A 12940-nucleotide genomic window follows, 5' to 3' on the forward strand; every position below is an offset into this window, starting at 1 on the left:
TCTAACCATTCAGGCACTGCTTACACCCCCTGTAAATATAGTTTTTCTAGAAACCTTTGTACTGAAGTTCCTCTCCTTCTAGTTCTCCTACTCTTTTTTTTAAATCTTTTGTTACTTCGTGTACTACCATCATAGCCTCATGCAAAGTTCGCTTCGATTCATCATCAAGAGTCCGTAATGCTAAACTTGAGAGACTTGCTTCTACCCCTTTTAGACTGGCAAAACACTGTTTAACATCTGATCCTACTGTCATCCTAATTCTCCTTATCCTTTTGGCTTAAAAATTAAAGCTCCTATCATGCCGAAAACAATGGAAGCTGAAATACCAGAACTAGTTACTTCAAACATTCCTGTCAGTACACCAACTAACCCATGTTTTTCTGCTTCCTGCATCGCACCATGAACAAGCGAATTCCCAAAACTTGTAATCGGAACGGTAGCCCCTGCCCCAGCAAAATCAATCAAAGGCTCGTATAGTCCAAATCCATCTAAAAGCGCCCCAATCACTACAAGAGCACTTAAGGTATGACCTGGTGTCAATTTAAATACATCAAACATAATTTGCCCAATGATACAAATTAAACCGCCTACGACAAAAGCCCAAAAATAGATCATGTTAATTGTTCACCTCCGTATTCAATTGACACTGCATGGGCGATACAAGGAATTGTTTCATTTTGCTGAAAGGACAACGGTGAAAGCAAAGCACCTGTAGCCACAACTAACATTCGTTTAAATTCACCTTTTTTCATGCGGTTTAATAAATGCCCATAAACTACCGTTGCTGAACAGCCTGCACCGCTTGCTCCTGCAAGAACGGGTTGTCCTTCCCGATAAATCATAAGGCCACAATCCTGGTATTGTTCTTCACTAATAGGAGTTCCATGCTTTTTAAATAGATCCATGGACACTTCCTGTCCGATTTGGCCAAGGTCACCGGTTACAATTAAATCGTAATAAGATGGCTCAACATTTCGTTCCTTTAAATGGGCTTCAATGGTATCAACCGCAGCTGGCGCCATAGCTCCTCCCATGTTAAATGGATCTGTCAATCCCATATCGATTACACGACCAATTGTGGCAGATGTGACATGAGGTCCTTCCCCAGAATCACTTAATAGGGCTGCACCTGCACCAGTAACCGTCCATTGTGCCGTAGGTGGCTTTTGTCCACCATACTCAGTTGGATACCGAAATTGTTTTTCAACAGCTGTATCATGACTGGAAGCTCCTGTTAACAAATATTTCGCTCCTTTTGTATTTACAATATAAGCACCTAGAGCCAGTCCTTCCATCGAGGTAGAGCAAGCACCGAATAAGCCAAAATAAGGAGCTCCAATCGTTCTGCTAGCGAAACTTGTTGGGGTGATTTGATTGATTAAGTCCCCAGCTAGGATAAATTGAACTTGATCCTTTTGTATGCCCCCTTTTTCCATGGCTTTTTGGCAAGCCTCTTCAAAAAGGATTTTATGTGCTTTCTCATAGGAATCCTGCCCAAGCCATAAATCAGCATGAAGAGTATCGAAATCATCTGGGATAGCACCATTGGCTTCAAATGGTCCACCAACGGTTCCAGTGGAGATAATGACAGGCTTTTGTTCGAAGATCCATGTACGATGACCTGCTAGCATTATAAACCACCCCATCTGATTAAAATTGTTTTAATTAAGGCAATGATAAAAGCAGAAAACACACCAAATAAAATGACAGAACCGGCTAGTTTAAACATATTGCCGCCTACGCCCAGTACAAATCCTTCGGTTCGATGTTCAATGGCAGGTGATATGACCGCATTGCCAAAACCTGTTACAGGTACAGCTGTTCCAGCCCCACCAAATTGGGCCATTCGATCATATACGCCAAAACCAGTAAGAAGCATTGTAATAAAAATTAACGTACCCACCGTCGGATTTCCGGCCGTTTGCTCAGTAAAATCGAAATAATAAATGTAAAAGTCTGAAATAAGCTGACCAATCAAACAAATAAGTCCACCGGTTAAAAAGGCCTTAATACAATTTTTAACAACCGGTCTTTTGATCTCTCGTTGTTTTTGCAATTTTTGATATTCCTGTTGCACAGGAGTAAGTTGTTTCTTTTGATTGTTAGACATAACTCGATCCTTCCTCTTTAGGTTTGTTCCTTCATAAGACTTTTCAGTTTGTTCAAATCATTTTTTAAGTTCTTCTTATTCATATCGTTTTTTTTCAGTCTTTGCTCGACCTTTTCGAGCTCCCAGAATATTTTTTTATCAGTCGAAACAAAAACTTTATAGTCGGGATACTTTTTTTCTAAGTCGGATTTTACTGACTTCTCGATACTCTTTAATCGAAATCGATCAAAATTCTCAACTTTAATCGCTGCCATAAGCTCTTTATCAGTATTCACAGCTTTTACGTCTGTAATATCTTCCTTGGCAATTATCTTTTCTTTCGCATGATTGGCAACGGATTGATCAATTGGCTTACTTGTATGTACTTGTGAAATACCAAAAGTACTATTACCTTGAGTAAATTCATTTTGATTACCATTACATCCTGATGCGAAACCAATGACCATTATAATAAAAAGTAGGTTTTTCAATGTGGTTATTTTATCTTTCAAAAAAACACCTCCATTTTTTTCCATTATTTGAACAGCTGAAAAAAGGTTGGTTAAGAGGCCAACCTTTTTTCGCCTTACTAATTACTGTTGTTTGTATTGAGGTTCTTCTTGTTCGATTTGTTGAACACGTGGTTCAATGCTGTCTACAACGGATTGGGTTTGCTTAGCTGCATCTTGGTAAAGTTGCTTAGCTTGTTGATTATCTGTACTAAGAGCAAATGTTTCAAAGCTAGCTTGAGCACTTTTCAATCCTGCTAGAGCTGTTTTAACGTCATTTATTACTGTCATGATAATTTCCTCCTTGAATTTTTTTTACTCTTTTATTTTGCTTTATGGAGAATTTTTTATTCAATGATTTTTGGGAAATTTAAATCTAAATTATTTTTGACGTATAGCTCCATTTTTTCGATAATAACCCCTTTTCCATATCCCCATCATTTCTTCTATTTCTCGTTGACAGCAATAACTCTTATAACTTTTCATTTTTTCTTTTCTCAACTTCAATTTCTTTTACACCCCTACCTTTATAAAATAAGATGATTGTATTTCCTGAAAGGACTAATATTTTTCCCATTTTTCGGATATTATCCCAAAGTTTTAAGAGTTTCTCCCTCTTAATCATCCTATTTATGGGTATTTAACATTGAAAATGTAATAACAAAGATAAACGCATGCATTTGTCGCCGTATTAAGGTTTGTCTAATACATAAAAAGGAACTGTTTTGTTATTAAACATCAAATTTTTCATACATTTTAGAAGGTGAAAAAATGACAACAAAACAAAAAAGGAAATCCTTTCAACGTTTAACGTTAAAACCAAAAAAGGACATTGAAGAAATAAAACTTGGGATTAAACTGGGAGAAAAAAAGGAAACCAAAAATCCGAGATTGGGCGAAAGAGATGTATAGCTATATTTGATGGGGATTAATACAGAATTACAGGTAGGTGACATTGTCAAATTAAAAGTTGGAGATGTGAAAGGGAAAAATTCTTTTATATTCTGGAAGGCAAGACAACAAAAAACAGAAAGTAAATATTAGTATGCTATCTAATAGAATTGATAAAAAACATTGGATACATAATTGTTTCAAACTAAAAAGAATCAATATCTCTACATAAGAATACAGGGAAAAAAGTGTTTATAATACTCATTAGAAGGTATGATAAAGAAGGAATTGGCAAACTTTGCACCAAAGATTCACTGTAAGCCAGTTTCTTTTTTGGATAGGTTTTTAAAATCGTGTTTTAATCAAATATTAAATTATGGCTCTTATCACAAAAGGCAAAGGGATATCATCAAATTAAAGATATATTTTACGCTTCTGTTAGAGATACCGACCATTCACTAAACATTAACACATTTGATATTAGCGACTAATCTTAAAACGATTTCCCCTCCCTATATTAATCCTTTTCTAGACTTGATCGGCAAATAGAGAGATTTAACCTGAAAGTCGAGGCGGCTGCACTTGATTCGGGGTACCTTACAAATCCTATTTGTAAAGGCTTATCTGAGAATTCATAAAGGTAATCATCAAACAAAACCTAGTTGATTAACTCCCCTCTATCTATTTCAACTGAATTGGTGTCCATTTTTATAATCAAAAATAAAGTCCTCTATAAAGAGCGATAGTGCTTCTACAATTCTCAAACCTTTTTAAATAGCCGTTTAATAAGCAGTCAATCTCGTATGTTAGTTGTTACCTTATAAATCTACACAGCTAACTCGTTTCCTTTGCGTATCCAATGAACTCTTTAATATTGTCAAACCGGGGGTCATCCCGTTTTACGACAATAAGTTCGGAATCTTCATGGTGACTGATATTAAATTAAAAACTGTCCAAATTTTCTTTTCTATTGGCAGTAGGATTTATTAACCAGTAAAGATATTTGAAGAGACCATATAACCAAGCGTATATCCATCGGGTTCGCTGTTTGCTAATTCACCCCTACCAATCCAACCTTCACCTTTTTGACACAATACACCCAAGAGAATTAAAAATGAAGGCAAAAAAACCACCCACGATGTTGTGAGGGGTCTCATTGTGTTTATATGTGTTTATAAAGTTTGTTGATGTCAATGAAAAAACGTGTTAAGAATCGAAAAAGAAAGCTTGTATGTACCTGTGAAATACTCAAATCGTTATTATTTTCACCCAACTGATTCTGGCTTTCGTTACATCCTGATCCTATTCCGATAACCGTTAATACTAAAAGACCGATCTTTAATTGTTTTATTTTATATATCATGAATAATCACCTCTGTGTTTCATCCATTATTGAGAGAGTAAAAAGGTTGGTTTACTCGACCAACCTTTTTTTGTCTTTTAATTATTGTTGTTTGTATTGAGGTTCTTCTTGTTCGATTTGTTTAACGCGAGGTTCAAGGCTTTTTAGAACGGATTGGGTTTGTTTAGCAGCATCTTGGTAAAGCTGCTTAGCTTGTTCATTTTCCGTACCAAGAGCAAATGTTTCAAAGCTAGCCTGCGCACTTTTCAATCCCGCTACAGCTGTCTTAACATCATTTATTACTGTCATTGAATAACGACTCCTTTAATGTTTTTAATAACCTTTGTTAGAATGATGAAAAATGGTTTTCTTTATAGTTCAAATGTAATCCATATTTTTTATCTAAAAATAATATTATGAAGTAAGGTTTGAAAACTAAATTAATATCCTTTTTCTCTTAATAAATAAAATATCCGTTTAATCCAAACGGTTGCTATATTTGATTCCAAATTCTCTTTAAATCTAATGGTACGAATACTTTATCCCCACGTATCTCCCTATGTATAATGGGATGTGAAAAGCATTGATCTAAACTTAACCCTTCTTCTTTTTTATGCCTAGCTCTTTTGAAGTCTTCGGGTAATCGCATAACAATTGCTCCTTTTTATTTTTTAAAAAAATTTTAGTAAGGGAGCGAGTCTTAACTCCCCTCTAATCTATCTAAGGATGTTTTTATTGGTAACAAATGAATCAACACATAAAAATTTCTGGCGACATAAAGCTTCAGAATTGTACAAACGTGTGATTCAGTTATTTATTTTTTAAGACTGGGCATGTTGGTTTTTTTGTCTTACTTGTTGTGCATTATTTTGGCTTGCGAACTCAGTACCGTATTGACCTTGTGACACTTGCGTACTGCCTTGGGAAGCTTGGTTTCCGTCATGAGCATATTGTGGTTCTTCTTGTTCGATTTGTTGAACGCGTGGTTCAACGCTTTGTAAAACAGATTGGGTTTGTTTAGCAGCATCTTGGTAAAGCTGCTTCGCTTGTTCATTATCTGTACTAAGAGCAAATGTTTCAAAGCTAGCTTGAGCGCTTTTTAATCCGGCTAAAGCTGTTTTAACGTCATTTATGACTGTCATGAATAACACCTCCTATTATTTTTTTTGAAACCTTTCTTAGAATGTTTGAAGATAGAAATATTTATTCATACAAAGTTTTTAAAATTCGAATTATATTTTTATTATTTTCGGAAAAAATACTCTTGGCAAAAAAAATCAAGGAAGAGAGAATAGGGTAAATTTGACGGTTGTACTTTTGTAAAAGCTGATTAAAGTACAATTGTTTTACAATTCGAGGGGGATTTTCCTTTTCGAGAAGCAAGACTGGTATGCTTATTTAGAAATGGAGTATTGATGCAGTTTGTATTTTTCATAAAATTAAAAAAGAGGTAGACGGAGTATGTATAAGGACTATCCTGAAACGATTTATATGGACCAAAACCACGAGCAAGGTGTAAGCAATTTAATAAAAATATTAATCAGTATTTTTCCAATCCTATTATACATAAGGAAATTAATGGTGATAAAATATATGTTGCCTTGGACCTAGACAGAATCTGGAATAGGATAAATTAATATTTAGTTTAGCCACAAATACTCCCCACCTGCGTATAGGTGGGGAGTATTTAATGCTATCTAAAGGTGGGGGGTCTTTAAAACTAATCTAAAATACCTGCATATTTTTGACCGCTGTGTGGCAATCTACCAAAGTGATTACAACATTGTTAACAAGGAGGAAACATCATGCAACAAATGCAGACGGGTATGAATAATCAACAAGCACAAGCTTTAATGACACAACCGCCTGAAATAATGTCAACAAAGGATCATCTCTATGTAAACGATATGTTAAGCTGGAATTTACTTGCGATGAAGAAAATGCATTTTTTCGCTCAACAATGTCAAAATCCCGAAGTAAGAGCAGCACTTGAACAAGCTGGACAAATGCATGATCGACACTATCAACAGCTGCTTCAACAGATGCAACAGTATGTAACTCAACCTTCACAAAATATGAATCAATAAGGAGGAAACTATAGTGGAAAATAATACTCCAAACAGGATTAAAAATCCTGAAACACCAGTCCCTAAGACGCCGCAAATGAACGATAGAGATTTTCTAAACGATGCCTTAACTACGGAAAAATATATATCTTCCTCATACTCGACTGCATTAAAAGAAGCTAGCCATGAATCGTTGTATCGTACAATAGTGTCTGTTTCCCAAGAAACAGACGACTGTCACCGCAATCTATATAACTTAATGTTTAAAAACGGATGGTACGGTTTGGAAAAAGAAACTCCACAAACTATTCAACAATCGGTTCAGCAATTTTCTAACTACATGCAAAGTCAAGATCCATATAGAGGTAATGTAATACAATAAAAGAACACGTGTTCAAGAAGAATAAACTCAAGGTAAAACAACAATAGTTATGCGAGACAAAAGGTTGGTTAGTTGTTAACCAACCTAGAAAATAATTTAGAATTTACAACAATCGAAAGGGCGGCGGTAAGATGAATCTTAAGTGGATGAAACTTTTATCAACGGTTTTTCTTTCAATTTTCTTGTTATTAGGGTGTAATAATGGAGATGACGATAATAATCCACCACCGGAGGATGTAACTCCAGGGACAGAGGAACCAATTGAAGATCCGATCGACGCAACAGATCCAGATACTATTGATGAACATAATGTCACCCCTGATACAGAAGAATCAATTGAAGATCCTGAAGACGCAACAGATCCAGATACTATTGATGAATAAGTTTATACACCGTTTGTTCTCAAACGGTGTTCTTTATGTATCAAGATTCAAGGATGTTAATAAGAAATTTAATACATATATTGCAACATTTTCTAATAATAAATTTATAGAGGTGTCTCATGACAAAATTACGAAAGTCCTTATTGGTTACTGTTTCCGTACTTATTCTTCTATCCATAGGGTTATTATTCATAGTACCAAATACAAGAAACAAAGAGAATCCCGAAAATAAAACAGTTGCTGTCGAAAACAAATTTAATCCCACTATAACCAATGTCCAAAATGTTAAAAACGAAAAAAATGTTCTTCAAATAAACAGCCTTTCCATGGGTCAAACCATCAAGAATCAATTAAAAAATGATCCTTCCGTTTTTCTAATTAAACACAATGAAAAAACGGAGAGTCATTATATTAAGAAAGAAGTAAACGTTACATTCAAGACTCTTCCCTCAACAAAGGAAATAAAAAGGATAACACAGGAGATAAATGGCACTATCATTAAAAAGCTAAATTCTACGATTGTTTTTCGTTCTAATACGCTTTCGACCAAGGAACTTATTGAATATTTTAACAGACAGGCTATGGTTGAATTTGCTGAACCCAATTATCTTTATCTGCAAAATCAAATTGGACTTCCTAATGATTTGCTATATAGAGAACAATACCAATGGAACTTATCGGCAATTCAAGCAGAAGCAGGCTGGGATATCACCAAAGGGGATGAACATATCATTATTGCTGTTATAGACACTGGCGTTGATCTGGACCATCCTGATTTGAGAAGACGAATTACAAATGGTTATAATGTACTGTTGAATAATAATTTCCCTGATGATGACAACGGGCATGGCACCCATGTAGCAGGAATCATTGCATCGGAAACAAACAACCATGAAGGTGTTGCAGGCATCACTTGGTATAACAAAATAATGCCTATAAAAGCAATGGGTGCCGAAGGGCATGGGACGACCTTTGATATAGCAAAAGGGATTTTTTGGGCAGTGGATCATGGAGCCGATGTCATTAATATGAGTTTAGGCAATTATCAGCATTCTTCCCTTTTAAAAGGGGCAATCGATTATGCATACAGTAAAAATGTTGTCTTGATTGCTGCAGCAGGAAATGAAAATACTATGCAGCCGAGCTATCCAGCTGCTTTTTCTAAGGTTCTAAGTGTCGCCGCCGTAAGTTACACCGGACAACGTGCCCCTTTCTCAAATTATGGAGATTATATCGATGTTGCAGCTCCCGGAGTTCAAATTCCGAGCACCTATTTTAACCAGCAGTATGCTGCCCTTTCAGGTACTTCTATGGCTTCACCACATGTAGCAGGACTAGCAGGTCTTTTGCTTTCAGTAAACCCTAATTTAACGAACCAAGAAGTAATAGACATTATTAAGAATTCTACTTATGATTTAGGAATCCCTGGAACTGATCACGAATTTGGTAGTGGCTTAATTAATGTAAAGAATGGATTGGAAGATGCCCAAAGCAAAAGGCAATAATCCCTTTTTGAAACCGTTGCTTTTCGTTGTTATAAAACTTCTACATGGTGTACATTGTTTGTACATGATAATGGAAAAACTAAGGAGGGAATTTTAGTTGGAGTGGATTTTTTATCTATACCTGTTAAATACGTTCTTTATGTTATTCATAGCAATTTGGGAAGTTCGTCGGCCAGCCAAAGCTTTGAATTGGATAGTAATCGTCCTTGTTTTGCCTGTCATTGGTTTCTTACTATATCTTAGCATATCAAATCCCAAGCTTATTCATCGTAAAAGATTGACCTCTTCTCATAATGAGTCTGATAAGTTACCTGATACATATAGTGATTCAGCATCGATAATCGCCGATGCTTTAAGGTATTTTACTGTAGGCGGGCTTGGCTTCGAGTCGGCAAAGTCCAAGCTGGAGTTCAAATCTACCAGTACGACAAAGGAATGATACATGCGAAGGTGTTGACCATCGATGAGGAGATTGCTGCCGTAGGCTCAGCAAACTATGATATGAGAAGTTTTCGCCTGAATTATGAGGTGTGTCAAGTCGTGTACAGTGCTGATGTGGCAAGGGAACTCACAGAGCAGTTCGAGAGGGATCTTACTGATTCTGTACCATTAAGAATTGAAGACTTGTTGCAACGATCCCTGACCGAGCGCATTGTTGAACAGGGTGCTCGCGTGCTTTCTCCATTATTATAAGTTGAAAAAACCGGTATTATTTATCTTTCTGATTTTAATTAGCTTACATGTTGTAATATAAATATTTTAAAACATGAGGATTTTTGAAATCGAGTGAAATATAAAATGGAGGAATAAATTTTGGGTGAAGTTTTTTTGGGTTTACTGACAATCAAAGTCATAGTAGGTTTTGTCACCTTATTTTTTATCATTATCATAACAGGCAGAACATCCATCTATCAGTTAACCCCGTTTCACTTAGTTTTTGTATTAGTGCTTGGAGATTTTTTAGGAAATACCATTTATGAAAATAAGGTAGGGATTTTTCACTTTTTATATGCCATCGGATTGTGGACGCTTCTCATGTTGGGGATAGAGTTCTTGACTCTAAAAAATAAATCGACACGTTCTCTCTTATTGGGCGATCCTAACATCATTATTCGGGATGGTGTAATGGATAGAAAGTTACTTAAAAAGAACAAATTGGATGTAAATCAAGTATTAAGTATACTTCGACAAAATCAGGTTTTTTCTGTTCGCGAAGTCAAATACGGTATATTAGAAGCTAATGGGCAAATAAGTATTTTATTAAAATCGAAGTATCAAAAACCAGACAAGCAAGATCTCAGTCTTCTAGAAAGTCCAGTATACCTCCCAATAGCGTTAATTAGATGGGGAAGTATTAAGGGATAATTTACATGAACTCGGATTTGATCAACAGTGGTTAGATAACCAATAACTACCAATGGATATGATAATGTTAAACGTATACTCTACGCAGATTGGCGAGAGAGTGAAGGCATACATATAAGCCCTAAATAAAATATAACCTGAATACGTTAAACACGTAACTTCAACGAAAACCTAAACAATTTTGTAACGTCTATGTAGGCTAATGTTTTAATGAATCGGATAAAAGGTAATATAAACAATACTCAAGTAGTTGTCGGTCACTCATTACTTCGGCGAATCCAACGTGGATTAAATAAGGGAGAATCCATGAATGCCTTGGCACGAGCTATTTTCTTCGGAAAACAGGGAGAACTTAGAGAAAGAGCATTACAAGATCATTTACAGCTTGCCAGCTCATTAAATCTAATTATTAATGCCATCAGCATTTGGAATACCGTGTATTTATCACAAGCAATTGAACAGTTTAAAAATATAGGAAAATATCAAGAGGAATTGCTTCCTCACATATCACCATTGGGATGGGAACACATAACTTTCCAGGAGAATATTCATTTATACCTGAGATTTTGAACTCGATACATGCCCTGCGTCCACTTAGGATATAAAAAAGCCTGGTTTTTCTGCTTAACGTAGAAAAATCAGGCTTTTACCTTCTAAAAAATTCCTTATCGTATTATATCTGCGTTTAGTCGGCAGTACCCCTTTATGGTTTCATCCATGGCAATGCTGTTTATTTGAAGAACATTTTTTTCGCTTTCAACATTTTGGACTCTGGTTATAGGGGTATTAAATCTGTTTTTGACAGCTACAGTTTCATTTTCGTGATTCTCTGTGTTTCTTGTATTTTGTACTAAAAATAGTAACCCTATGGATAAAAGAATAAGTAAGGAAACGGTAACCAATAAGGCCCTTGGTATTTTTCTAATGAGACACCTCTAAATAGTTTTGTTATTAGCTTGTTTAGTCACAGGGATTTTAACGATGAAATAAATGGAAAATAAAAAAGGAGTTTCGTTTACGTTGCTATTAAAGAAAGGAAAGATGATTAACTTTTGCTATTACTTATTTCTTTATTTGTTTTTTCAAATTTGGGTATGTAGGCAAATGTCTAGTCCTAGGATAATTAGGAAAATAAGATAAAACTAAATATATTCAATTTAAGAAAGGGGAGTTATAAAAATTATACAATATCATAATTACATGTCTTATTATCATCCTCAATATTCCAGCCAGTTTTCGCAATACCCTGAGCTGAAGGAAGTGCTGCAATAACCTATTTAATTGGCATAGACCGTTTATTTAACGGTTGAATCTTGGGAAATTAATAAAATGTTTTAAAAATAGTTGATATGTTCCATGCTTATAAAGGAAAACTAGTAGAGTTGAAATGTTTAAATGTATTTTTGTACTATTGGTTAAAAAAACAACAATTGAGCTTTATCATAACAGTTAAATTTGGAGCAATAAGGCACACCGTTTGAAAACAAACGGTGTGCCTTATTGCTGTTAATATTTATTCATCTATATTATCTGGATCGTTTACATCTTTAGGATCTTCAATGGGTTCTTCTGCATCAGGGACTAAATCAGCTTCATCATCTTTATTTTCATCTATATTATCTGGGTCATTTGCATCTTTAGGATCTTCAATTGGCTCTTCTGTATCTGGGTCCACATCATTTTCATCTATATTATCTGGGTCATTTGCATCTTCAGGATCTTCAATGGGTTCTTCTGTGTCAGGATCTACATCCACTTCAGGTGGTGGTGGATCCTTATCCTCTTCTACATTATTACACCCCAATAACATGATGGCAGATAGAAAAACTGCTGTTAATAGCCTTAACCACTTTAGATTCATTTTTATCGTCCTCTCTATTGGTTGTTTACTTTCAATATTATCTTCTCCTTCCACTTTTTTATACGAACATTTTAACTTAACATCAATAAAATTAAGGTCCTTAATCACCAAACAGTAGCGGCCTAGGTGTCAGGAATTGAAGATAAAAAATGTAGTACAGAGGAAAAGAGGCTTCTATCAAAAAAATGGTGCCATTTATCAAATGTAATTACATAACTGTGGGTTTTTGGTCATTTAAAAGCAGGATAAAATTGGAAGTTATAAAAAATATTCTTATACATCATTCTAATAAAGTAAAAATTAAAGGCGGCGTTATTTATAACAGTAAAAAATGACGTAAAGACAGCTCTACCAGGATTTGCAGGCTAGCTTCGAAACATTTGCAATCAACAAGCTAAGCAGCTTTACCAAGAGGCTACAAACTCAATCCGTTCTACACAGCGTTGAACCACGCGTTCAACAAATCGAACAAGAAGAACCGCAATAAGCCCAAGATGGAAGCCAAGCTTCCCAAGGCAGTACGCAAGGAGCACAAAATCAATAAGGA

General features: G+C 35.3%; 17 protein-coding genes and 4 pseudogenes. 11 read left to right on the forward strand and 10 right to left on the reverse strand.

The features are described from left to right. Positions 1-46 precede the first annotated feature (46 nt). The 6 genes from QQZ16_RS20515 to QQZ16_RS20540 all read right to left on the reverse strand — a co-directional run bounded on the left by QQZ16_RS20515 (position 47) and on the right by QQZ16_RS20540 (position 2889). Complete coding sequence (locus QQZ16_RS20515; RefSeq protein ID WP_009336483.1) at positions 47-253, reverse strand: DUF1657 domain-containing protein; 207 nt, start codon at positions 251-253, stop codon at positions 47-49. Positions 254-264: 11 nt separating this feature from the next. After that, positions 265-615: a stage V sporulation protein AE gene (gene spoVAE, locus QQZ16_RS20520; protein ID WP_009336484.1), complete on the reverse strand. Its 351-nt coding sequence runs from the start codon at positions 613-615 to the stop codon at positions 265-267. After that, positions 612-1631 (reverse strand): stage V sporulation protein AD, encoded by a 1020-nt coding sequence (gene spoVAD, locus QQZ16_RS20525; RefSeq protein ID WP_061794311.1) that lies wholly within the window; start codon positions 1629-1631, stop codon positions 612-614. The genes spoVAE and spoVAD overlap by 4 nt, the downstream gene beginning before the upstream one ends. Next, positions 1631-2110 carry a stage V sporulation protein AC gene (gene spoVAC / locus QQZ16_RS20530; RefSeq protein WP_066235783.1) on the reverse strand — a complete coding sequence of 160 codons (480 nt, stop codon included), beginning with the start codon at positions 2108-2110 and terminating at the stop codon, positions 1631-1633. The genes spoVAD and spoVAC overlap by 1 nt, the downstream gene beginning before the upstream one ends. A gap of 17 nt (positions 2111-2127) precedes the next feature. Beyond that, a complete protein-coding gene (locus QQZ16_RS20535) occupies positions 2128-2601 on the reverse strand; it encodes a YhcN/YlaJ family sporulation lipoprotein (protein WP_066235784.1) in 474 nt (157 codons plus the stop codon). Positions 2602-2682: 81 nt separating this feature from the next. Continuing rightward, positions 2683-2889: a DUF1657 domain-containing protein gene (locus QQZ16_RS20540; protein WP_013352384.1), complete on the reverse strand. Its 207-nt coding sequence runs from the start codon at positions 2887-2889 to the stop codon at positions 2683-2685. 480 nt (positions 2890-3369) lie between these two features. Between QQZ16_RS20540 and QQZ16_RS20545 the strand changes: the two genes are divergently transcribed. Both QQZ16_RS20545 and QQZ16_RS20550 read left to right on the forward strand, forming a co-directional pair. Continuing rightward, positions 3370-3510, forward strand: coding sequence for a hypothetical protein (locus tag QQZ16_RS20545; RefSeq protein ID WP_013354185.1), 141 nt, complete (start codon positions 3370-3372; stop codon positions 3508-3510). Positions 3511-3519: 9 nt separating this feature from the next. Next, positions 3520-3642 carry a recombinase gene (locus tag QQZ16_RS20550; protein WP_014471888.1) on the forward strand — a complete coding sequence of 41 codons (123 nt, stop codon included), beginning with the start codon at positions 3520-3522 and terminating at the stop codon, positions 3640-3642. Between the two features lie 508 nt (positions 3643-4150). Here the strand turns inward: QQZ16_RS20550 and QQZ16_RS20555 are convergent. The 3 genes and pseudogenes from QQZ16_RS20555 to QQZ16_RS20565 all read right to left on the reverse strand — a co-directional run. Then, positions 4151-4312, reverse strand: a pseudogene (locus QQZ16_RS20555) (tyrosine-type recombinase/integrase); the annotation flags it as partial. Positions 4313-4933: 621 nt separating this feature from the next. Beyond that, the gene (locus QQZ16_RS20560) at positions 4934-5140 is read right to left on the reverse strand and encodes a DUF1657 domain-containing protein (RefSeq protein WP_061794396.1); all 207 of its coding nucleotides are present in this window, start codon (positions 5138-5140) and stop codon (positions 4934-4936) included. Positions 5141-5652: 512 nt separating this feature from the next. Further along, a complete protein-coding gene (locus QQZ16_RS20565; RefSeq protein ID WP_082804588.1) occupies positions 5653-5973 on the reverse strand; it encodes a gamma-type small acid-soluble spore protein in 321 nt (106 codons plus the stop codon). A gap of 672 nt (positions 5974-6645) precedes the next feature. Between QQZ16_RS20565 and QQZ16_RS20570 the strand changes: the two genes are divergently transcribed. The 8 genes and pseudogenes from QQZ16_RS20570 to QQZ16_RS20600 form a co-directional block, all read left to right on the forward strand. Beyond that, the gene (locus QQZ16_RS20570) at positions 6646-6918 is read left to right on the forward strand and encodes a hypothetical protein (protein WP_034298115.1); all 273 of its coding nucleotides are present in this window, start codon (positions 6646-6648) and stop codon (positions 6916-6918) included. Positions 6919-6931: 13 nt separating this feature from the next. Next, positions 6932-7279, forward strand: coding sequence for a spore coat protein (locus tag QQZ16_RS20575; protein ID WP_284561730.1), 348 nt, complete (start codon positions 6932-6934; stop codon positions 7277-7279). Between the two features lie 131 nt (positions 7280-7410). Then, positions 7411-7662, forward strand: a complete 252-nt coding sequence (locus tag QQZ16_RS20580; protein WP_284561731.1) for a hypothetical protein — start codon at positions 7411-7413, stop codon at positions 7660-7662. A gap of 119 nt (positions 7663-7781) precedes the next feature. Continuing rightward, on the forward strand, positions 7782-9167 hold the full coding sequence (locus tag QQZ16_RS20585) for a S8 family peptidase (RefSeq protein ID WP_144521921.1): 1386 nt from the start codon (positions 7782-7784) through the stop codon (positions 9165-9167). A gap of 139 nt (positions 9168-9306) precedes the next feature. After that, the gene (locus QQZ16_RS23335) at positions 9307-9606 is read left to right on the forward strand and encodes a PLD nuclease N-terminal domain-containing protein (RefSeq protein WP_411233864.1); all 300 of its coding nucleotides are present in this window, start codon (positions 9307-9309) and stop codon (positions 9604-9606) included. Next, positions 9564-9860, forward strand: a pseudogene (locus QQZ16_RS23340) (phospholipase D-like domain-containing protein); the annotation flags it as partial. The gene QQZ16_RS23335 and the pseudogene QQZ16_RS23340, both read left to right, overlap by 43 nt. Before the next feature lie 120 nt (positions 9861-9980). Further along, complete coding sequence (locus QQZ16_RS20595) at positions 9981-10532, forward strand: DUF421 domain-containing protein (RefSeq protein ID WP_284561732.1); 552 nt, start codon at positions 9981-9983, stop codon at positions 10530-10532. A 210-nt stretch (positions 10533-10742) separates the two neighbouring features. Beyond that, positions 10743-11137: pseudogene (locus QQZ16_RS20600) on the forward strand (Tn3 family transposase); the annotation flags it as partial. A 908-nt stretch (positions 11138-12045) separates the two neighbouring features. Here the strand turns inward: QQZ16_RS20600 and QQZ16_RS20605 are convergent. Continuing rightward, positions 12046-12393 (reverse strand): hypothetical protein, encoded by a 348-nt coding sequence (locus QQZ16_RS20605; RefSeq protein ID WP_235252814.1) that lies wholly within the window; start codon positions 12391-12393, stop codon positions 12046-12048. Positions 12394-12711: 318 nt separating this feature from the next. Here QQZ16_RS20605 and QQZ16_RS20610 point away from each other — a divergent pair. Next, positions 12712-12880, forward strand: a pseudogene (locus tag QQZ16_RS20610) (DUF1657 domain-containing protein). Positions 12881-12940: the final 60 nt, after the last annotated feature.

Origin of the sequence: Bacillus sp. T2.9-1, from assembly GCF_950097965.1 — a bacterium.
GTDB lineage: Bacteria > Bacillota > Bacilli > Bacillales > Cytobacillaceae > Niallia > Niallia hominis.